The 21257-nt window shown below is 75.4% G+C and carries 17 protein-coding genes; 11 read left to right on the forward strand and 6 right to left on the reverse strand.

Annotation, left to right across the window (positions count from 1 at the left end; all coding sequences use genetic code 11):
* Positions 1–38: 38 nt before the first annotated feature.
* Together KIN34_RS10070 and KIN34_RS17390 are read left to right on the forward strand one after the other, a co-directional pair.
* Positions 39–950, forward strand: a complete 912-nt coding sequence (locus tag KIN34_RS10070; protein ID WP_214349921.1) for a cation diffusion facilitator family transporter — start codon at positions 39–41, stop codon at positions 948–950.
* Complete coding sequence (locus tag KIN34_RS17390; protein WP_214349924.1) at positions 947–2263, forward strand: SGNH hydrolase domain-containing protein; 1317 nt, start codon at positions 947–949, stop codon at positions 2261–2263. The genes KIN34_RS10070 and KIN34_RS17390 overlap by 4 nt, the downstream gene beginning before the upstream one ends.
* Positions 2264–2306: 43 nt before the next feature.
* Here KIN34_RS17390 and KIN34_RS10080 read toward each other — a convergent pair whose 3' ends face one another.
* Positions 2307–3125 (reverse strand): RDD family protein, encoded by an 819-nt coding sequence (locus tag KIN34_RS10080; protein ID WP_214349925.1) that lies wholly within the window; start codon positions 3123–3125, stop codon positions 2307–2309.
* Positions 3126–3292: 167 nt separating this feature from the next.
* On the opposite strand from KIN34_RS10080, the gene KIN34_RS10085 reads away from it, so the two are divergent.
* Positions 3293–4282, forward strand: a complete 990-nt coding sequence (locus tag KIN34_RS10085) for a stage II sporulation protein M (RefSeq protein ID WP_214349928.1) — start codon at positions 3293–3295, stop codon at positions 4280–4282.
* Here KIN34_RS10085 and KIN34_RS10090 read toward each other — a convergent pair whose 3' ends face one another.
* From KIN34_RS10090 to KIN34_RS10110, 5 genes are all read right to left on the reverse strand, one after another.
* A complete protein-coding gene (locus tag KIN34_RS10090) occupies positions 4283–5575 on the reverse strand; it encodes a DUF58 domain-containing protein (protein ID WP_214349931.1) in 1293 nt (430 codons plus the stop codon).
* Between the two features lie 6 nt (positions 5576–5581).
* Complete coding sequence (locus KIN34_RS10095; protein ID WP_237689081.1) at positions 5582–6685, reverse strand: AAA family ATPase; 1104 nt, start codon at positions 6683–6685, stop codon at positions 5582–5584.
* Positions 6686–6753: 68 nt separating this feature from the next.
* Complete coding sequence (locus KIN34_RS10100; RefSeq protein ID WP_214349934.1) at positions 6754–7983, reverse strand: DUF4350 domain-containing protein; 1230 nt, start codon at positions 7981–7983, stop codon at positions 6754–6756.
* Entirely contained in the window at positions 7980–8684 is a 705-nt protein-coding gene (locus KIN34_RS10105) for a DUF4129 domain-containing protein (RefSeq protein ID WP_307858183.1), read from the reverse strand. Before KIN34_RS10105 ends, KIN34_RS10100 begins: the two co-directional genes overlap by 4 nt.
* The gene (locus KIN34_RS10110) at positions 8681–9712 is read right to left on the reverse strand and encodes a DUF7847 domain-containing protein (RefSeq protein WP_237689082.1); all 1032 of its coding nucleotides are present in this window, start codon (positions 9710–9712) and stop codon (positions 8681–8683) included. Before KIN34_RS10110 ends, KIN34_RS10105 begins: the two co-directional genes overlap by 4 nt.
* Before the next feature lie 472 nt (positions 9713–10184).
* Between KIN34_RS10110 and mtrA the strand changes: the two genes are divergently transcribed.
* From mtrA to secA, 8 genes are all read left to right on the forward strand, one after another.
* The gene (mtrA, locus tag KIN34_RS10115) at positions 10185–10868 is read left to right on the forward strand and encodes an MtrAB system response regulator MtrA (protein WP_214349939.1); all 684 of its coding nucleotides are present in this window, start codon (positions 10185–10187) and stop codon (positions 10866–10868) included.
* 16 nt (positions 10869–10884) lie between these two features.
* Entirely contained in the window at positions 10885–12573 is a 1689-nt protein-coding gene (gene mtrB / locus KIN34_RS10120; RefSeq protein WP_214349941.1) for an MtrAB system histidine kinase MtrB, read from the forward strand.
* Complete coding sequence (locus KIN34_RS10125) at positions 12570–14225, forward strand: LpqB family beta-propeller domain-containing protein (protein WP_214349942.1); 1656 nt, start codon at positions 12570–12572, stop codon at positions 14223–14225. The genes mtrB and KIN34_RS10125 overlap by 4 nt, the downstream gene beginning before the upstream one ends.
* Before the next feature lie 133 nt (positions 14226–14358).
* On the forward strand, positions 14359–15156 hold the full coding sequence (locus tag KIN34_RS10130) for a phosphoribosyltransferase family protein (protein WP_214349944.1): 798 nt from the start codon (positions 14359–14361) through the stop codon (positions 15154–15156).
* A 156-nt stretch (positions 15157–15312) separates the two neighbouring features.
* On the forward strand, positions 15313–15963 hold the full coding sequence (hpf, locus tag KIN34_RS10135) for a ribosome hibernation-promoting factor, HPF/YfiA family (protein ID WP_214349946.1): 651 nt from the start codon (positions 15313–15315) through the stop codon (positions 15961–15963).
* Between the two features lie 166 nt (positions 15964–16129).
* Positions 16130–17425, forward strand: a complete 1296-nt coding sequence (locus KIN34_RS10140; RefSeq protein WP_214349949.1) for a winged helix-turn-helix domain-containing protein — start codon at positions 16130–16132, stop codon at positions 17423–17425.
* Positions 17422–18441 carry an EamA family transporter gene (locus KIN34_RS10145; protein WP_214349953.1) on the forward strand — a complete coding sequence of 340 codons (1020 nt, stop codon included), beginning with the start codon at positions 17422–17424 and terminating at the stop codon, positions 18439–18441. The genes KIN34_RS10140 and KIN34_RS10145 overlap by 4 nt, the downstream gene beginning before the upstream one ends.
* Complete coding sequence (secA, locus tag KIN34_RS10150) at positions 18404–21172, forward strand: preprotein translocase subunit SecA (RefSeq protein ID WP_214349956.1); 2769 nt, start codon at positions 18404–18406, stop codon at positions 21170–21172. The genes KIN34_RS10145 and secA overlap by 38 nt, the downstream gene beginning before the upstream one ends.
* Positions 21173–21257 lie beyond the last annotated feature (85 nt).

Here is a 21257-nt window from a genome sequence, read left to right on the forward strand (position 1 = left end):
GGGTGTGCGCCGGACCGACGGACTGAAGGGGCGACCACATGGCGCACGAAGGCGGCACCAAGGCGATCGTCGCGGCGCTCGCCGCGAACCTGGGCATCGCGGTGACGAAGTTCGTCGCGTACCTGCTCACGCACTCGAGCTCGATGCTCGCGGAGTCCGTGCACTCGCTCGCGGACTCGGGCAACCAGCTCCTGCTGCTGGTCGGCGGGAAGCGGGCGCGCCGCGCGGCGGACGAGGAGCACCCGTTCGGCTACGGCCGCGAGCGGTACCTGTACGCGTTCATCGTGTCGATCGTGCTCTTCTCGCTCGGTGGCCTGTTCGCGCTGTACGAGGCGTGGCACAAGTGGGCGGACCCGCACCCGATCGAGTCGTGGAAGTGGGTGCCCGTCCTGGTGCTCGTCGTCGCCATCGGCCTCGAGGGCTTCTCGTTCCGGACCGCCATCCACGAGTCCAACCAGGTCCGCGGCAAGCAGTCCTGGGTCTCGTTCATCCGCACCGCCAAGGCGCCGGAGCTGCCCGTGGTCCTGCTCGAGGACTTCGGCGCGCTGATCGGCCTGGTCCTCGCGCTCTTCGGCGTGTCCATGACGCTCGTCACCGAGGACGGCCGGTGGGACGCCGTCGGCACCGCGGGCATCGGCGTGCTGCTGGTCGTCATCGCGGTCGTCCTGGCCGTCGAGACCCGGTCGCTGCTGCTCGGGGAGTCCGCGACCAAGGAGTCCGTGCAGCGGATCCGCGCGGCGCTCGTGGGTGAGGGCGTGACGTCCGTGATCCACCTGCGCACGCTGCACCTCGGCCCCGACGAGGTCCTGGTCGCCGCGAAGATCGAGGTCCCCGCCGCGACGACCGCCACGGAGGTCGCCGCGGCGATCGACTCCGCCGAGGCGCGCGTGCGCGCGGCGGTCCCGGTCGCGCGCGTCATCTACCTCGAGCCGGACCTGAGGCGCCCGTGAGCACCGCGGCCGGCCGCTCGAGCGGGCGCGCGCGCCGTGCGTGGGGCGTCGCGCTCGTCGTCCTGACGCTGCTCGTGCCCGCTCTCGTCGCGCCCGGTCTCGCCGCACCGGCCGTCGCGGCGCCGGCCTCCGCCCCGGCTGCCGCCGCGGGTGCGGGCTCGTCGGGGACGACCCGCTACGTCACGGACCTGCGGGTGACCGGTAGGGGCGCGCCCGGCACGACGAGGACGTTCACCGGCCGGGTGGTCGGCGCCACGACGGGCAGCCCGGTGACCGTGCAGCGCCGCACCGCCGACGGCTGGGTCCGCGTCGCGAAGGGCTCGGTCGGCGCCGAGGGCAGGTTCGCGCTGCGCGCGCGCACGACGACCTACGGCAACGCCCGGTACCGCGTCGTCGCGCCGGGGTGGCACGGGCTGCGCGCGACGGCGAGCCGGCCCCGCGACGTGGGCGCGTACGGCGACGTGCGCGCCGTCCTGACGAGGGTGCTCTCGGGCGACGTGGAGTGCCTCGGCGCCGCCGCGCTCGACCCGCGCACCCAGCCGTGCCGGAACCCCGACCTCGCCGGCACGCTCACCCCGGACCCGCGCACGGGCTCGGCGTGGGAGAGCGACACCCAGGGGGCGTTCGCCTGCTACGTGGGCGAGGTCGACGTGCCGGTGCCGTCGTGCGAGTACGGGTCGGGGCGGACCGACGCGCTGCGGGTGGCCGTCGTCGGCGACTCGCACGGAGCGATGCTGCTGCCCGGCATCAAGGCCGCGGCCGGGAAGCTCAACTGGCGGGTCAGCACGTACGTCTCGCGCGGCTGCGTGCTCGCCGCCCCGGGCCCGAGCGACGACCCCTGCCACTTCCGTCGCAGCGACCTGCTCCGGCGGCTCGTCGCGGCCCGGTACGACGTCGTGCTCGTCACGTCCTACCGCAAGTCGTCCGCGACCCCGGCGGGGATCGCGCAGGCGTGGCGGCGGCTGCAGGACGCCGGCTCGCTCGTCGTCGCCGTGGGCGACAACCCGATGGTGAGCGAGGACCTCCTCGCGTGCGCGACGGGTGCGAGCACCGTCGCGCAGGTGGAGGCGTGCTCGATGCCCCGCGCGGAGGCGCTCGCGAAGGGCGACGCCCTGGTCGCGGCGCACGCCCGCGTGCCGGGCAGCGTCCTGGTCGACTCCACGAACCTGGTCTGCGCGCCCACGACCTGCCACGTGGCGGTCGGCAACGTGCTGGTCTACCGGGACACGCACCACCTGTCGGCGACGTACGCGCGCACGCTCACGCCCTCGCGGCTCGCCGGAGTGGTCGCGGCGCTGGCCGCCCGCCAGTAGCCGGTCGTCGGGAACCGGTCAGCCGTCAGGAGCCGGTCGGCCGTCAGGACGGCGGGTCGGGTACCGAGTGCGGCAGGCGGTGCAGCAGCGCGGCCTCCTGCGCGCGCCGGGCGCTCGCCGCCCGGCCGGCCGCCAGCTCCCGCTCGCGCCGCTCGGCCAGCACCGCCGCGAGGAACGCCTCGGGGTGGGTACCGGGCGGCGGCAGCGGCTGGACGTACCGCTGCACCTGCTGCGTGAGCGACGTGCCGAGCTCGACGCGCGAGGCGGGGTGCAGCACGGTCGCGCGGGCGAGGAACTGCCGCACCGACAGCGCCAGCCCGTCGGGGAGCCGGGCGACGTCGGCGTGGTGCGCCCATCCCGCGAGGCCGGGGGGCATGACGAGCGCGGTGCGGCGCGTGACCGCGCCCCGGACCCGCACCGCGTAGGTGCCGGCCAGGATGTCCCCGACGCGCTTGCCCTGCGGGTTCACCATCGAGCAGATGATCGCGACGGACCCGAGGGTGAGCCAGAGCTCGACCACCCCGGTGAGCGCGCGCACGAACGCCTGGCGGAAGACCAGCGGTCCGCCGTCGTCGCGCACCACGCGGATGCCGAGCGCGAGCTTGCCGAGCGAGCGCCCGCGGGTCAGCGTGTCGACGGTCGTGGGCAGCACGACGAGGACGCCGGCCAGCAGCAGCGTCGCCCCGACGCTGCTCACGGCCTCGGACGCGCTGCGCGCCGCGACGTTGGCGTAGAGGATGAGGCCGACGACCACGACGGCCCCGAGGACGACGAGGTCGATCAGGGCGGCGAGGACCCGGGACAGGACCGAGGCCGCGCGCGAGTCGAGGACGACGCCCTCGCCCGTGACGATCGTGTCCACTGGTCGCCGTCCTCGTCCTCGTCCTCGTCGCCGCCGGCCGCGGGGCGGCGGCGGGGGACCGGCTCGGTACCCCGCTCGGCACCGCGCTCGGCACCGCGCTCGGCCGCGTCCCGACTGGACCCTAGCCGGTCCGCCCGCCGGGGCGTCGCAGGTGGCAGGCTGTGCGCATGGATCTGGACGCCTACCAGGCGGTGCACGAGCCCGCGTGGCGACGCCTCGACGAGCTCGCCGGCGCGCGCCGTCGGACGGGTGCCGAGTCCGACGAGCTCGTGCGGCTCTACCAGGCGACGGCCACGGACCTGTCCGCGATCCGCTCGGCGGCGCCGGACCCGGAGATGATCACCCGGCTCTCGCAGCTCGTCGCGCGGGGCCGGGCCGCCATCGCCGGCACCCACGAGCCGGCCTGGCGGGACGTCACGCGGTTCGTCGTGGTGACCGCCCCCGCGGCGCTGTACCGGCTGCGGTGGTGGACCGTCGCGGTCATGGTCGCGTTCGTCGTCACGGGCGTCGTCGCCGGCGTCTGGGTCGCCACGAACCCGGACGCGCTCGCCGCGATGGGCACGCCTGCGGAGCGCGACCAGTACGTCGAGCAGGCGTTCGCGGAGTACTACGACCCGGGTGCGGGCTTCGCGGCGACGGTGTGGACCCACAACGCGTTCCTCACCGCGATCTGCATCGGCACCGGGATCACCGGGATCGGGCCGCTGTACTTCCTCTACTCCAACGCGGTCGCCGTCGGGAACATCGGCGGGATGATGGCGGCGCACGACGCGCTGGACGTGTTCCTCTCCCTGATCCTGCCCCACGGCATGCTCGAGCTCACGGCCGTGTTCGTCGCCGGAGCGGCGGGGCTCAAGGTCTTCTGGGCGTGGGTCGCCCCCGGGCCGCGCACCCGTGCGAGGGCGCTGGCGGAGGAGGCTCGGGCGCTGTTCACCGCCGCGCTCGCGCTCGTCGGCGTGCTGGCCGTCTCGGGCCTCGTCGAGGGCTTCGTCACCGGCTCGACCCTGCTGTGGTGGGTCAAGATCGCGATCGGCGCGGCCGCCCTCGCCGCGTTCTGGGTCTACACGATCGTGCTCGGCCGCCGCGCCGTGCGGTCGGGGGAGACCGGCGACCTGGAGGCGGACCGCGGCGGCTACGTGCTCGCGACGGCCGGATAGCTAGAGCCGCCCCGCCGCCTTGAGCGCCAGGTAGGTGTCCGCGAGGCGCGGTGCGAGCTCCTCGGGCAGCGCCTCGACCACCTCCACCGCGGACTGCCGCAGCCGCACCGCCACCGCGGCGCGCTCGAGCTCGGCGCGCTCCGCGGCGGCCGCGTCGAACACGGCCGTGGCGTCGCGGCGTCCGCGCGCGAGCGCGGCGGCCTCGGGGTCGCTCACGGACGCGACGACGACCTGGTGCCGGTGGGCGAGCGGCGCGACGGCGTCCAGCAGCCCGTGCTCCACGACCGCGGGCTCGAGCGTGGTCAGCAGCACGACGAGCGAGCGCTGGGAGGTCCGCTCGCGCACCTGGGCGACCACGCCCGGCCAGTCGGTCTCGACGAGCTCGGGCGCCACGCCCGCGAGCTGGTCCGCCATCGCCGGCATCAGGCGGGGACCCGAGGAGCCGAGGACCCGGGCGCGCACGCGGCGGTCGTACGCCAGCAGCTCGACGCGGTCGCCCGCGTGGTTGGCGAGCGCGGCGAGCAGCAGCGCGGCCTCGATCGACGCGTCGACCCGGGGCTCGTCCTGCACCCGGACCGCGGACGTGCGGCCCGTGTCGAGCACGATCATGACCCGCCGGTCCCGCTCGGGACGCCACGTCCGCACCACGACGTCCGCCCGTCGCGCGGACGCGCGCCAGTCGATCGAGCGGACGTCGTCACCGATCACGTACTCGCGCAGCGAGTCGAACTCGGTGCCCGCGCCGCGCACCTGCACCGCGGCGCGGCCGTCCAGCTCCCGTAGCAGCGCGAGCCGGGCGGGCAGGTGACGCCGGGAGTGGAACGGCGGCAGGACCCGCAGCCGCGCGGGCGCGACGACCGACGCCTGGCGCGCGGCGAGCCGCAGCGGGCCGAACGACCGGATCGTCACGCGGTCCGCCGCCACGTCGCCCCGACGCGTGGGCACCAGCACCGTCCGCACCCGACGGGCCTCCTGGGACGGCACGTCCACGTCGTGCCGGTCCGGGCCGCCGCGCGTCGACGGCGGCCACGCGTCGCGCACGAGCGCGCGCAGCCGCCGCGGACCGAGGTTCGTCAGGGTGAGCACGCTGTCGGCGCGCTCACCGGCCCGGACCGAGCCGGGCACGCCCCGGCGCACGCCGACCTGCCGCGGCGAGGCGGCGAGCGCCGCGTCGACCGCGCACGTCAGGACCACGAACAGCGCCCACACGAGCACGGTCCCCGTGAGCGGGACGACGAGCACGACGGGGACGCCGAGCGCGGCGAGCAGCACGGCCCGCCAGGTCAGTGCCACGGGCGGTCAGCGCGGGACCGGCACGGAGGCGAGCACCGTGTCGAGCACCGACTCGGCGGTGACGCCCTCGAGCTCGGCCTCGGCCCGCAGCTGCACGCGGTGGCGCAGCGTCGGGTGCGCGAGCGCCTTGACGTCGTCCGGCGTCACGTAGCCGCGGCCGGAGAGCCAGGCCCACGCGCGCGAGGTCGCGAGCAGCGCGGTGGCCCCGCGCGGGGAGACCCCGAGCGAGAGCGACGGCGACTGCCGGGTCGCGCGGCACACGTCGACCGCGTAGCCGAGCACCTCGCGCGAGACCTGGACCCGCGCGACCTCGGCCCGGGCGCGCTCCAGCACGTCGACGCCCGCGACCGGCCGCACGCCGGCGCCGGCGAGGTCGCGCGGGTCGAAGCCCGCCGCGTGCCGCGCGAGCACCTCCACCTCGTCGTCCCGCTCGGGGAGCGGCAGCGTGAGCTTGAGCAGGAACCGGTCGAGCTGGGCCTCCGGGAGCGAGTACGTCCCCTCGTACTCCACCGGGTTCTGCGTCGCGATCACCAGGAACGGGTCCGGCAGCCGCCGCGGCTCGCCGTCCACCGACACCTGGCGCTCCTCCATCGCCTCGAGCAGCGACGACTGGGTCTTGGGCGGCGTGCGGTTGATCTCGTCGGCCAGGAGCAGGTTGGTGAACACCGGCCCCGCGCGGAAGGAGAACTCCGCCGTCCGTGCGTCGTACACCAGCGAGCCCGTGACGTCGCCGGGCATGAGGTCCGGGGTGAACTGGACGCGCTTGGTCTGCAGGTCGAGCGACTGCGCGAGCGTGCGCACCAGCAGCGTCTTCGCGACACCGGGCACGCCCTCGAGCAGGACGTGGCCGCGGCACAGCAGCGCGATCACGAGCCCGGACACCGCGGCGTCCTGCCCCACGACGGCCTTCGCCACCTCCTGGCGCACGGCCGCGAGCGCGACGCGCAGGTCGTGCGACGGCGACGGCGCGTCGGCGGGTGCCGGCGCCGTCGTCGGGTCCGGTCCGGGTGCCGGCACAGACGCGGCCGGTGCCGGCACAGACGGCACCGACGGCACCGACGGCACAGGCGGCACCGACGGCACGGGCGGCACCGACGGCGCAGACGGCATTGGGGGCGCCGGCACGTCGGGCGCACCGCTCGCGGGCGGCGGCGGCGGGGAGGGGGTGGCGTCGTCGGTCACGGTCGGTGAACCTCGCTCTCCAGGTCGTCCAGGTCCCGGGCCAGCAGCGCCAGCCCGCGGTCGTCAGCGGGTGGGGGTCCGTACAGGAGCGCCTCGACCGCGTCCTCGCGGCGGCCGGTCGCGTGCGCGATCGCGGTGACGACCTCGGGCGCCGCCGCCGCGCGGGGCAGCCCGAGCCGCGCCGCGCAGCGCGTCGCCGCGGCGGCCCGGAGCGCGGCCCCGGCGTGACCGTGCGCGCGCGCCCGCCGGTAGAGCCGGCCCCGGCCGCGGGTCGCCTCGCCCGCGCGCACCACGACGGGCAGGTGCTCGGTGACCAGGGGACCGAGCCGTCGGCCGCGCCACACGCCGGCGACGACGACCACGAGCAGGAGCTGCCACGCGAGCGGGCCGACCCAGGGCGGCATGGTCGACGTCAGCGCGGCCTCGTCGGACCCCGGGCCGCCGTACGGGTCGTCGAGCGACGGGATGTACCAGACGAGCTCGGGCGTGCGACCGAGCACGCGCAGCGCGAGCGCGGCGTTGCCGGCCGTCGCCAGGTGCTCGTTGGTCAGCAGGTCGCTGCCCGCGAGGGCGGCGACCCGTCGTCCGTCCGCCTCGGTGACCACGTAGGTCCCCTCGTCGGGCAGCCCCTCGACGGCGGGGAAGCACACGGTCGCGTCCGGCGGTGCGGCGAGCGACCCGGAGGAGACGATCTCGCCGGCGGCGAGCGCGTCCTCGTCGCTGCACTGGGCCGTGCGTGGGCCCGCGGTCGAGCCGGACCAGGCGGACGTGATCCCGGCGACCGCCTCGGCGGCCCACGGGGCCTCGAGCAGGACGAGGTCCGAGCGCAGACCGGGCAGCGCGTCGAGCTGCGCGTCGCCGAGGTCCCGGTCGCCGACGACGAGGACCGTGACTCCCGGTGCGTCCGCCGCGAGGACGTCGTCGAACCGGCGCACGAGGTGGACGTCGACACCGTGCCGACCCAGGATCTGCGCGACGGCGCGCGCGCCGCCGGGCTGCGGGTTGTCCGGCGCGAGGGGCAGCGCGGACCGCCGCGGCTCGGGCAGCGCGGCCAGGAGCCCGATCACGACGAGCGCGGCCACGATCGCCAGCGGCACCCGCAGGCGGCGCCAGCGAGAGGTCGCGCGCGAGCGCGTCGTCGTGCCGTCGCCGACGACGCCGACCTGCGGGTCGGTGGTCGCCGTGCCCGCGACCGTGGTCGTGTCCCCGCCCGGCCCGGTGCTCATCGCGGCACCGCCGGTGCTGAGGACGACCTGGTCGCGGCCATCCGCCGCGCCGCGGCCACCTGCGCCGCGAGCTCGCGCAGCGCGGCGTCGTCGCGGTCGGTGGCGGCGCGGCCGCCGTAGGCGACGTCGTCGAACAGCCGGCCACCGGCGTCGAGCGCGGTCGCGACCCCCGCGAGCCGGGTGCCGGCCTCGAGGGTCGCCTCGTGCGCGGTGCGGCCGGGCCGCTCGTCGAGGACGGCCCGTTCCTCGAGGTCGCGGACCACGGAGCGGAACCGCTCGACGACGGCGAGCGTCCAGTCGCCGCGCGCCGCGGCGGCGTCGGCGGCGGCACGCATCTGCGCAGCGGTGCGGACGTCGTCCTCGGCCAGGACCGCACGCGACGCGGACGCGCTGCCGCGCCGTACCGGTCCCGCGACCCACCACGCGACGGCCAGCGCGAGCAGCACGGCCACGGCGATGACGAGCGCCGCGACCCGGCCGTCCACCTGGACACCCTGCTGGACACGGTCGAACTGCTCGGTCAGCCAGTCCAGCAGCCGTCCGAGCAGCGAGCGCTGCACGTGGTACTCGGGCCGGGCGAGCTCGTCGACCGCCCACCGGCGGGCCGTCGGCGCGTCCGGCACCACCGGCGGCTCCTGCGCCGCGCCGGGCAGCAGGCCGAGCAGGCGCCCGGTCACCAGCGACGGCACGGCAGCGGTCACGCGGGCTGCTGCGCGGACCGTGCGAGCTCGATGTCGAGCCCCTCGCGGCGCATGCGCGTGTCGATGTACAGCAGCGCGACGACGGCCGCGGTGAAGGTCGTCGAGACGGTGTACCCGAGGATCTGGCCGACCGACGTCGCGGCGATCGCGCCGAAGCTCGTCGGGACCGCCTCCTGGAACGCGAACGTGACGACGAGCTGCACCGGGACCTGGATGATGTACGCGACGAAGCCGACGATGATCTGCGTCAGCAGCCAGATGCCCAGCAGCCGCCAGTAGGAGCCCCGCGTGAGGCGCCACGCCCGGGCCACGGTGCGCCAGAACGCCCGGCCCTCGAGCATGAGCGCGGCGGGCACGAGCAGCGTGCGCACGGCGAACCACAGCAGGACGACCACCGCGGCGAGCCCGCCGACGACGCCGAGCACCCCGGCGGCCGCCCACTGCTCCGCGAGCGCCGCCACCACGAGCGGCGCGAGGAGGAGCGCGACCGCGAGGAGGACCGCGATCGCCTGCAGCACCGTGAAGCCGACGACGGCCCACACCTGGCGCGAGCGCAGCACCTCGCCCACCGACACCGTCCGGCCCAGCACGGACCGGCTCACCGAGACGATCAGGAGTCCGGTCAGCAAGGTGGTCGCGAGGCTGACGAGCGGGGTGGTGGCCAGGTTCGCGATCCCGGCGCTGAACGTGTCGGCCAGCTCGGTGGTGCTGGCCGGGTCGAGCCCCGAGCCCGAGGCCTCGTCGAGCCAGGTCGCCACCTCGCCGCTCACGAGCCCGCCGACGTACCAGACCAGCACGGCCTGGACCGCCACCATCACGGTGATGACCAGGAGCGACAGCCCGAACATGACCGTGGGGTTCGCGCGCACCGCCCGGAAGGCGCCGTCGAGGATCTCCCCGACGTTCAGCGGGCGCAGCGGGATGATGCCGGGCTGGAGGGCCGGTGGCCGCCACGCGGCGGGTGCGTAGCCGGGGCCGTAGCCCGGTCCCGCGGGCATGCCCGGCGGGGGTGCGCCGGGTCCCTGCATGCCGGGTGCCTGTGTGCCGGGTGCCTGTGTGCCGGGCGCCTTTGTGCCGGGCGCCTGGGGCCCCGGTGCCGGCGGGGTGCCCCAGCCCGGCGCGGCGCCCCAGCCCGCCGGCGGGGCGGCGGGGGTGACCGGAGGCGCGACCGGAGGCGCGACGGGCGGCGCGGCGGGCGGGGTCGGCGGGGCGGCAGCCGGCGCGGCCGGGTTCGGTGCCGAGCCGGGCGCGGCCCAGGTCGGCTCCTGCGGTGCGTCGTGCGGGCCCGTCATCGAGCGGCACTCCCTCGCGTCGGACGGGCGTGCAGCCACGTCGTCGTCCCCTGTCACCCGGTGCGGGCGCCCTCATCGTGCCATGACGGCCTCGCTCGTCGGGCGAACCCCCGCCGTGCGGCCGCGCCGGCGTGGTGCGTCGTCGTTCACCCGCCCGACGAGCACGTACGTGCCGGTCCGCACGGTCGCGGGTGCGACAATGGCGCGCATGAGGGGACGCGTGCTGGTGGTCGACGACGACATCGCGCTGGCCGAGATGATCGGCATCGTGCTGCGGTCCGAGGGGTTCGACCCGGTGTTCTGCGAGGACGGCGACGAGGCCCTCGGCGTGTTCCGGCAGACCCAGCCGGACCTGGTCCTGCTGGACCTCATGCTCCCGGGCAAGGACGGCAACGAGGTCTGCCGCCAGATCCGCGCCGAGTCGGGCGTGCCGATCGTCATGCTGACCGCCAAGAGCGACACGGTCGACGTGGTGCTGGGCCTGGAGTCCGGTGCGGACGACTACATCTCCAAGCCGTTCAAGCCCAAGGAGCTCGTCGCGCGCGTGCGGGCACGCCTCCGGCGGTCCGACGAGCCTGCGCCCGAGCACCTGACGATCGGCGACGTCAGCATCGACGTCCCCGGTCACCGGGTCGAGCGGGGTGGCAGGCCGGTCTCGCTGACGCCGCTCGAGTTCGACCTGCTCGTCGCGCTCGCCCGCAAGCCCTGGCAGGTGTTCACCCGTGAGGTGCTGCTCGAGAAGGTGTGGGGCTACCGGCACGCGGCGGACACCCGGCTCGTGAACGTCCACGTCCAGCGGCTGCGCAGCAAGATCGAGAACGACCCGGAGCAGCCGGAGATCGTCGTGACCGTGCGCGGCGTGGGCTACAAGGCCGGCGTCCCGACGTCGTGATGCCCGTGAGCGCGCCGTGGTGCGCCTGAGCGGGACGGGGCGCCTGGTCCGCGCCCGCGTCGGCCGGCGGGTGCGGCGCTGGGGGCACGCATGGCGGTCCTCCCTGCAGTTCCGCGTCATCACCTCCACGCTCGCGATCGGCCTGGTCGCGTTCATCGCGATCGGCGCCTACGTCGGTGCGCGCATGGAGGAGGGGCTGACGGCCGGCCGCGTCGAGCAGCTGCTCGAGGAGAGCGCGCGCAGCACGCAGCAGGCCCAGGACACGTTCGACTCCTCGACCGCGGACACGGCCGTCGAGGTGCGCAAGCTCCTCTCGGACGTCGCGACGGCGCAGAGCCAGGGCGGGTCGGGCGAGCGCGAGGTGTTCCTGCTGCGCGCCCCCGGTGCCACCTCGTCGGTCTCGGTCGGCTACGCCGCCTCGGACGGCTCGCTCGTCGACCTCGTCGGCGAGGACCTGCGCGAGGCGGCCGCGGAGGGCGGCCAGTTCTGGCAGCCCGTGGCGTGGCAGGTGGGCGACCGTGAGGAGCCCGCCGTGATCGTCGGGCAGAACGTCACCGTGCCCGTGGTCGGGACCTACCAGCTGTTCTTCCTCTACAGCCTCCAGGCCGAGCAGGACCGGCTCGACTTCCTGCTGCGGACGCTCGCGTTCGCCGCCGCTGCGTTGGTGCTGCTGCTCGGTGGCATGACGTGGATGGTCACGCGGCAGGCCGTGCGGCCGGTGCGCCGCGCCGCGCACGTGGCCGAGCGGCTCGCCGACGGCCACCTCGAGGAGCGCATGGCCGTGCACGGCGAGGACGAGATGGCGACCCTCGCCAGCTCGTTCAACGAGATGGCCGCGAGCCTGCAGGACCAGATCCGCCGCATGGAGGAGCTCTCGGCGCTGCAGCGGCGGTTCGTCTCCGACGTGTCGCACGAGCTGCGGACCCCGCTCACCACCATCCGCATGGCGGGCGAGGTCATCCACGCGTCGCGCGACGACTTCGACCCGGCGGTGAAGCGCTCCGCGGAGCTGCTCGCGACTCAGCTCGACCGGTTCGAGGACCTGCTCGCGGACCTGCTGGAGATCAGCCGGTTCGACGCGGGCGCCGCGGTGCTGGACGCCGAGAGCCGCGACGTGCGGGACGTGGTGCTCGCCGCGGTCGAGCACACGTTCGCGCTCGCGGGCCGGCGGGGCTCGTGGCTGCACGTCGAGCTGCCCGAGGGACCGACGGTCGCGGACGTCGACCCGCGGCGCGTCGAGCGCGTGCTGCGCAACCTCCTGGTCAACGGCGTCGAGCACGCCGAGGGCAGCGCCGTCGAGGTCACGGTGGGGGCGGACCGGTACGCGGTCGCGGTGACGGTCCGCGACCACGGCGTCGGCATGACCGAGCAGGAGGCGAGCCACGTCTTCGACCGGTTCTGGCGCGCCGACCCCGCACGCGCCCGCACCACGGGCGGCACCGGTCTCGGTCTCGCGATCTCGCTCGAGGACGCGCACCTGCACGGCGGGTGGCTCGAGGCATGGGGTCGGCCCGGACGCGGTGCGTGCTTCCGGCTCACGCTGCCGCGCCGCGCGGGCATCCGGCTCACGGACTCGCCGCTGCCGCTGGTGCCCGACGAGCCCGCTGCCGCCGAGCCCGTGACGGTCGCGGCCGGCCGGCCGGCGACGGACCCGGCCGCGCTGCCGGACCTGTCCGACGCGCACGCACCGCAGGAGGTCCGATGACCGCACGACGACTGCGCCGGGCACTGGTCGCGTGCGCGGCGGTGCTCGCGCTCGCGGGGTGCGTCTCGGTGCCGACGTCGGGGCCGGTCGCGCCGGGAGACGGGACCGTCGTCGACGCGGGCAGCATCGACGTCCTCGCCGAGGGGCCCCGGCCCGGCGCCACGCCCGAGCAGGTCGTCGAGGGCTTCATGCTCGCCGGCGGCGCGGGCTTCCTGGGGGAGTTCGCGACCGCGCGCGAGTACCTGACCGGGCCCGTGCGCCAGGACTGGCAGCCCCGTGCGGGCGTGATCGTCTACAGCCCGTCGGTCGAGCCCGAGGTGTCGCAGGACGGCCGGGTCGTGACGCTGCAGGTGCCCGTCGTCGCGCGGGTCGACGCGGAGGGCCGGTACGTCGAGGCGCCCGCGGCCGCGCAGGAGTCCGTGACGTTCGAGCTCGAGCAGGACGGCGGCGAGTGGCGGATCTCGAGCGCGCCGCAGGGCCTGGTGCTGGACCAGTCGGTGTTCGACCAGCAGTTCCGTGCGACGCCGCTCTACTTCGTCTCGGCCGACGGCGACTTCCTGGTGCCCGAGACGCGGTGGTTCCCCGCGCGCAACCTGCAGACGTCCGTGTCGCGCGCCCTGATCGCCGGTCCCTCGCCGTGGCTGCGGGACGCCGTCACGACCGCCTTCCCGGAGGGCGTGACGCTGACCGCGCAGACGGTCGTGCTCGACGACCAGGGAGTGGCCCAGGTGAACCTCGAGCCCGCCAGCGCCGTGCTCGCGGCGGACCTGCCCGAGCTCCTGGCCCAGCTCGACCAGAGCCTGCTCGCGGTGCCGGGCGTGCGCAGCGTCAAGGTCCAGACCGAGGGGGTCCTGGTCGACGGCCCGGCGACGCTCGAGCGCGGCGGGCTCCCGGACGGTCCCGTGGAGATGCTGCAGGGCGACCGGCTGATGACGTTCGACGTGGACGCCCTCACGCAGGTCGAGGGGGTCGACGCGCTGCCCGCGGGGTCGCGCGACCCCGCGCGCGACGAGGCCGGCGACGTCCGGGTCGTGATCGACGGCGCGGGCGACCTGGTGACCGTCCCCGCGTCCGGCGAGGCGCCGGTCGCGCTGCTCCAGGGCGGGACGCTCGTCGCGCCGTCGGTCGACCGGTTCGGCTGGGTCTGGACGTCGCGGGGGACGGGCGGCCTGATCGCCGCGAGCACGCAGGGCGACCCGGTGGCGGTCGCCGCGGACTGGCTCGACGGGCGGACGGTGGTCTCGGTGCGGATGGCGCGCGACGGCACGCGGCTGGCGGTGGTCTCGCGCGGTACCGACGGGTTCTCGGTGGACGTGTGCGCCGTGGTGCGGGACGCGTCGGGCACGCCGCAGCGCACGGGCGAGCCGATCCGCGCGGGCGCGGTGCTCACCGAGGCGGGCGAGGTGGTGTGGCTCGACGAGTCGATGCTCGGCGTGATCGGGCGCAGCACGGGCGCGACGGCGGTGCACCGCGTCCCGGTCTCCGGCCCCACGACCGCGCTGGCCGAGGTGCCGGACCTCGTCTCGCTCGCTGGCGGGAAGGTGGTGTACGCCGCGTCCGGGGACGGCGTGCTGCACAAGCTCGTCGGGAACGCGACGTGGGTCGCGGTCAGCGGCGTGGAGGACGTGCGCGACCCCGCGTACCCCGGCTGACCCGGCACCCGCGCGCCGCACGCCCGTCCACGGTCTCGTCGCGCGCGCCCCGCCCGACGAGGGGGCGCGCGATGCTGGCGCCGTGCGAGGGGCGACGAGTGACGGCGGCGGCGTCCTCCGAGCGTTGGTCCGGGTGCTGGTGGGGGAGCTGTCCGGGCTCGTCCTACCGGTCGGCTGCGCCGGCTGCGGCCGGGACGACGAGCCGTGGTGCGGCGGGTGCCGGGCGCCGTTCGCGGCGCCGCCGTGGCGGTGCGAGGACCGCGCGGGACGGCTGGACCCGGTCGACGGGCACCCCCTGCCCGTGCGCACGCTCGCGGAGAACGTCGGTGCCGTGCGCGCCGTCGTCGTCGCGTGGAAGGACCGGGGGCGTCGGGACCTGACCCGCGACGTCGTCGCCGCGGCGGCGCGGCTCGGCGCGGGGCTGGTCCCCGAGGTCGTGGCGGCGCTCGCGCTGGCGGAGGTGCGCGTGTCGCCGCGCGGGCCCGTGCTCGTCGTCGCGGCGCCGTCCACCGCCGCCGCGCGCCGCCGCCGCGGCTTCGCCCACGCCGACGCGCTGGCGGACGGCGTCGCCGCCGGCCTGCGCTCGGCCGGGGTCCCCGCCGTGCGGGTGGCGGCGCTGCGTCGGCGCTCCGGCGAGCAGGTCGGCCTCGGCGTGCGTGCGCGGGCCACGGTGCGGGTCGAGGTGGCGCGCCGTGCGGCTCCCGCCGTGCGCGGCCGTCCCGTCGTGCTCGTCGACGACGTCCTGACCACCGGAGCGACGCTCGCCGCCGCGGCGGCGGCGCTGACCGTCGCGGGCGCGCTCGTCGTCGCGGGCGCGACGCTCGTCGCGACACCGGCCCCGGGCCGCGCGCGCCGCGACGGGCGGGACCTGGGACCCACCGACGCGCCGCGCGCCGGGGGCACGGTGGTCGAACGCAGCCGACGGCGTTAGCGTGGGCATCCGAGCCGACGACGTCGGGCGGCGGGACCGGTGCGAACCGGGCCCGTCCTGCCGGCGGATGAGGAGGTGGTGCCGACCGGGCCCTCGCGGGCCCCGACCGATCGCACCGGGCGGCCACGGCCGTCCCTCACCTCGGAGGAGGCTCATATGGAGATCGTGGTTGCCGGCCGGCACACGGAGGTGTCGTCGAAGTTCCGGGCGCACCTGACCGACAAGCTCGCGAAGATCGAGCAGCTGGCCCCCCGCGCGCAGCGGATCGACGTCCTCGTGTCGCACGAGGCCAACCCTCGTCAGGCGGACAGCTCGGAGCGGGTCGAGCTGACGGTCGTGGACAAGGGACCCGTCATCCGCGCCGAGGCGTGCGCGGACGACAGGTACGCCGCGCTGGACCTCGCGCTCGCCAAGCTGCTCGAGCGCCTGCGCCGGACGCGGGACCGCCGCAAGGACCACCGCAACCACACTCCGCTCACGCCCGTCGACGTGAGGCCGCCGGAGCAGATGGCCGCCGAGCCGGAGGCCGCGTCGTCCACCGACGCGGACGGCACGGTCGAGACCACGCTCGGGGACTCACCGGTCGTCATCCGGGAGAAGACGCACGAGGCGCTGCCGATGACGCTCGACGACGCGCTGTACGAGATGGAGCTCGTCGGGCACGACTTCTACCTCTTCGTCGACGCCGAGACCGCGCAGCCCGCGGTGGCCTACCGCCGACGGGGCTGGAGCTACGGCGTCATCAAGCTCGACACGCCCGTGACCGGCGTCCCCTCCGAGGAGTCGCAGGCGGCACGCGTCGGCTGACCGCCGGCCCTTCGTCAGGGCATCCCTGTCCACGGCGACGCGCCCGGTCGGTACCCCGGCCGGGCGCGTCGCCGCGTGCGGACCCCGACCACGCCGACCGCTGGACGTGACAGGGCGGGCGTCCGCAGAGCGGCCCGGGGTCCGGGTGTCGGTGGCGTTGGGCAGGATGGGGTGCGTGACCACGCCCCAGCTGACGATCCCGCAGGCGCGTCGCACCGCGCTGGCCGCGCAGGGCCTGCACCGGGCGCGGCCCGAGCGCGGCTCGGTCGGCATCCGCCAGGTGCAGCAGGTGATCGACCGCATCGGGCTGCTGCAGATCGACTCGGTCAACGTCCTCGCCCGGGCGCACCTGCTGCCGCTGTACTCCCGCCTCGGCCCGTACGACCCGGCGCTCCTCGACCGCGCGGCGGGCCGCCCGCCGCGCCGGCTCATGGAGGCGTGGGCGCACGTGGCGTCGTACGTGCCTCCGACGACGTACCGGCTGCTCGAGTGGCGGCGCCGTGCCGACCGCGACCGGTTGGGCGGGCGGCTCGTCGACGGCGTGCCGCTGCGGTCCTCGGCCGTGCTCGGCGAGGTCCGCGCGCTGATCGCCGAGCGCGGTCCCGTCACCTCCGCCCAGGTGCATGCGCTGCTCGAGGACCGCTTCCCCCGGACCGGCACCGAGTGGGGCTGGAACTGGACGGTGGCGAAGAGCGCGCTGGAGTACCTGTTCATCGTCGGCGACGCCGCGGTCGCGGGGCGCACGTCGGCGTTCGAGCGGCGGTACGACCTCGCGGAGCGCGTGCTCCCGGCCGACGTGCAGGCGCTGCCGGAACCGTCGGACGCGGACGCGGTCCGCGGGCTCGTCGAGATCTCGGCGCGCGCCCACGGCATCGGCACCGAGCGCTGCCTCGCGGACTACTTCCGGCTCGGCCAGGCCGCCACCCGGCAGGCGGTGGGGGAGCTGGTGGAGGAAGGGGTGCTCGAGCGCGTCCGCGTCGTCGGCTGGGACCGGCCGGTCGTCCGGCACGCGCAGGCGGCGCTCCCGCGCACCGCCGGAGGGGTGGCCCTGCTGAGCCCGTTCGACCCGCTGGTGTTCGAGCGGCGCCGTCTCGAGGAGCTGTTCGGGCTGCGCTACCGGATCGAGATCTACGTGCCCGCGGCACAGCGCCGCTGGGGCTACTACGTGCATCCCTTCCTGCTCGGCGACGAGATCGCCGCGCTCGTCGACCTCAAGGCGGACCGCGCCTCCCGGCGGCTGCTCGTCCAGGCGGCGCACCGGGCCCCGGCGGCCGACACGGCCGACGGCGGGAGGCCGGGCGGCCGCCGGTCGGACGACGAGGTGGCGCAGGCACTGGCGCGGGAGCTGCGCCTGGTCGCCGAGTGGCTCGCGCTCGACGACGTCGTCGCCGGGCCCGACGCGCTGGGCGGGGACCTGATGGCGCCCGTGCTCCGTGCGCTGGCGTCGGGCCAGAGCGGGTGACCCGCCGCGCCGACTTCCTGCTCGTCGCGCTGGCGGGCGTGCTGTGGGGCACCGGGGGCCTCGCGGGGGCCGAGCTGGGCGACGCCGCCGGGATCGACCCCGCCGCGGTCGCCTGCTACCGGCTGCTGGGTGGGGGCGGGCTCCTCCTGGTCGTGCTCGTCGCGCTCCGGCGGCTCCGCGGCGTGCTCGTCGCGGGTCGCGTCCGGCGCGACGTGGCCGCTCGGGTGCTCGGTACGGCGGTGCTGATCGCGGCCTTCGAGGCAGCGTACTTCGAGGCGGTCGAGCGGGCGGGCGTGGCGGTCGCGACGCTGGTCACCCTGGGGACGGCGCCGCTCCTGGTCGCCGGCGCGACGTCGCTCCGCACGCGCTCGTGGCCACCGCCCCGGACCCTGCTCGCGCTGGTGCTCGCGCTCGGCGGACTGCTGCTGCTCGTGCTCGGCCGGACCGACGCGGCGGCCACCGACGCGTGGGGGATCGTGCTCGCGCTCGTCGCGGCGGCCGCCTTCGCGTCGCTCACCGCGGTCAACGCCCGGCCGGTGCCGGGCCTGGACGGCCTGGCGGTCACGGCGCTGTCGTTCACGCTCGGCGGCCTGCTGCTGGTCCCGTTCGCGGCGGTCGCGGGCGGGCTCGGGCTCCCGGCCGACGGCGCGGGCTGGGGCTGGCTGCTCTTCCTCGCGGTGGTCCCCACCGCAGCGGCGTACAGCGCGTACTTCACGGGCCTGCGGACCGTGACCGCGACGACCGCGACGCTGCTGTCCCTGCTCGAGCCGCTCACCGCCGCCGTCCTCGCGACCGCCCTGCGCGACGAGAGGCTCGGGCCCTGGGGCGTGCTCGGATCGTCGTTGCTGGTCCTGGCCGTGGTCGTCCTGCGCCCACGCGCCGATCCCTCGCCTACCATGGTCGGGCCCGGCGGTGCCGCCGGGCTTCCGCGCCACCCCGAGCGGCCAGCGCCCGGGGCGTCTACACCAGGAGTCATGAGTGTCAGCGATCCTCGAGAAGGTCCTGCGGCTCGGTGAGGGCCGGGTCCTCAAGAAGCTGTCGGGCATCGCCGAGCAGGTCAACGCCCTCGAGGACGCCTTCGAGTCGCTCTCCGACGCGGAGCTGCGCGAGGAGACGGACCGGTTCAAGGTCCGCCTGGCCGAGGGGGAGACGCTCGACGACCTGCTGCCGGAGGCGTTCGCCGCGGTCCGCGAGGCCTCGCGCCGCACGCTGGGCCAGCGCCACTTCGACGTCCAGCTGATGGGTGGCGCCGCGCTGCACCTGGGCAACATCGCGGAGATGAAGACCGGTGAGGGCAAGACGCTCGTCGCGACCGCCCCCGCGTACCTCAACGCGCTGTCGGGCAAGGGCGTCCACGTCGTCACGGTCAACGACTACCTCGCGAGCTACCAGAGCGAGCTCATGGGCCGCGTGTTCCGGTTCCTGGGGCTGACCACGGGCTGCATCCTGTCCTCGCAGACGCCGTCGGAGCGCCGCGAGCAGTACGCCGCCGACATCACGTACGGCACCAACAACGAGTTCGGCTTCGACTACCTGCGCGACAACATGGCGTGGAGCACCGACGAGCTCGTGCAGCGCGGCCACAACTTCGCGATCGTCGACGAGGTCGACTCGATCCTCATCGACGAGGCGCGCACCCCGCTGATCATCTCCGGCCCGGCCTCGGGCGACGCCAACCGCTGGTACGGCGAGTTCGCGAAGGTCGTGCGGCGCCTGCAGGCCGAGCGCGACTACGAGGTGGACGAGAAGAAGCGCACGATCGGCGTGCTCGAGCCCGGCATCGAGCGGGTCGAGGACTACCTGGGCATCGACAACCTCTACGAGTCCCTGAACACGCCGCTGATCGGCTTCCTCAACAACGCGATCAAGGCCAAGGAGCTGTTCAAGCGCGACAAGGACTACGTCGTCATGAACGGCGAGGTCCTCATCGTCGACGAGCACACGGGCCGCATCCTGCCCGGCCGTCGCTACAACGAGGGCATGCACCAGGCGATCGAGGCCAAGGAAGGCGTCGCGATCAAGGCGGAGAACCAGACGCTCGCCACGATCACGCTGCAGAACTACTTCCGCCTGTACGGCAAGCTCGCGGGGATGACCGGTACGGCCGAGACCGAGGCCGCCGAGTTCCAGGGCACGTACAAGCTCGGCGTCGTGCCGATCCCGACCAACCGCCCGATGCAGCGCATCGACCAGAAGGACCTCGTCTACAAGAGCGAGGACGGCAAGTTCGACTCCGTGGTCGAGGACATCGTCGAGCGTCACGCCAAGGGCCAGCCGGTCCTGGTGGGCACGACGAGCGTCGAGAAGTCGGAGCTCCTGTCCACCAAGCTCCGCAAGGTCGGCGTCCCGCACGAGGTGCTCAACGCGAAGCACCACGCCCGCGAGGCCTCGATCGTCGCCCAGGCGGGCCGCAAGGGCGCTGTGACGGTCGCGACCAACATGGCCGGCCGCGGCACCGACATCATGCTCGGCGGCAACGCCGAGTTCATGGCCGTCGCGGACCTCGCCGACCGCGGGCTCGACCCGGCCGAGAACGCGGAGGAGTACGAGGCCGCGTGGCCGGGCGCGCTGGAGAAGGCGCGCGAGGCCGTGAAGGCGGAGCACGACGAGGTGGTCGAGCTCGGCGGCCTGTACGTGCTCGGCACCGAGCGCCACGAGTCGCGCCGCATCGACAACCAGCTGCGCGGCCGCTCCGGTCGTCAGGGCGACCCGGGCGAGTCCCGGTTCTACCTGTCGCTGCAGGACGACCTGATGCGCCTGTTCAACTCGGGCCTGGCGGAGTCGATGATGACGCGCGCGGGCTTCCCCGAGGACATGCCGCTCGAGTCCAAGATCGTGACCCGCGGCATCCAGTCCGCGCAGTCGCAGGTCGAGGCGCGGAACTTCGAGATCCGCAAGAACGTGCTGAAGTACGACGACGTGATGTCCCGGCAGCGCGAGGTCATCTACGAGCAGCGTCGCCGCGTGCTCGAGGGCGAGGACCTGCAGGAGCAGGTCGGACACTTCCGGTCCGACGTGCTGCGGGCGTACATCGAGGGCGCGACGGCCGAGGGTCGCCCGGAGGACTGGGACCTCGACGCGCTGTGGACGGCGCTGCGCGCCGTGTACCCCGTGACGATCGAGCCCGACGACGTCGTGGAGGAGGCGGGAGGCCCGACGCGCCTCTCGCAGGAGCTGCTCCAGCGTGAGCTGCTCTCCGACGCCGAGGTCGCGTACCGCGAGCGTGAGCAGACGATCGGCGAGGCGAACATGCGCCAGCTCGAGCGGCGCGTCACGCTGTCCGTGCTCGACCGCAAGTGGCGCGAGCACCTGTACGAGATGGACTACCTCAAGGAGGGCATCGGGCTGCGCGCGATGGCGCAGCGCGACCCGCTCGTCGAGTACCAGCGCGAGGGCTTCCAGCTCTTCAACGCGATGACCGACGCGATCAAGGAGGAGACCGTCGGCTTCCTGTTCAACCTGCAGGTGCAGGTGCAGGACGGCGAGGCTGCCGAGGGCGGCACGCAGGACGCACCCGTGGTCAGCGCCGACTCCGCCGCGGCGACTGCCGGCTCGGGGCCTCGCCTGGTCGCCAAGGGCATCGACGGACCGCAGGAGCGCGTGCCGCTGCAGTACTCGGCCCCGTCGGTCGACGGTGACGCGGGCGTCGTGACGAACGCCGCCGACCCGCAGGACGCGCCCGTCGCGGACGACGCGCAGGCGGGCAACCGTCAGGAGCGCCGTCGCGCGGCCAAGCGCAAGCGCTGACCGACGCGTCCGCCGCGGCGGACGGGAGCACGACGAGACGGAGCGGCCCCTCGGGACCGCTCCGTCTCGCTGTGCGTGCCGCCCG

Source organism: Cellulomonas fulva (assembly GCF_018531375.1).
Lineage (GTDB): Bacteria > Actinomycetota > Actinomycetes > Actinomycetales > Cellulomonadaceae > Cellulomonas > Cellulomonas fulva.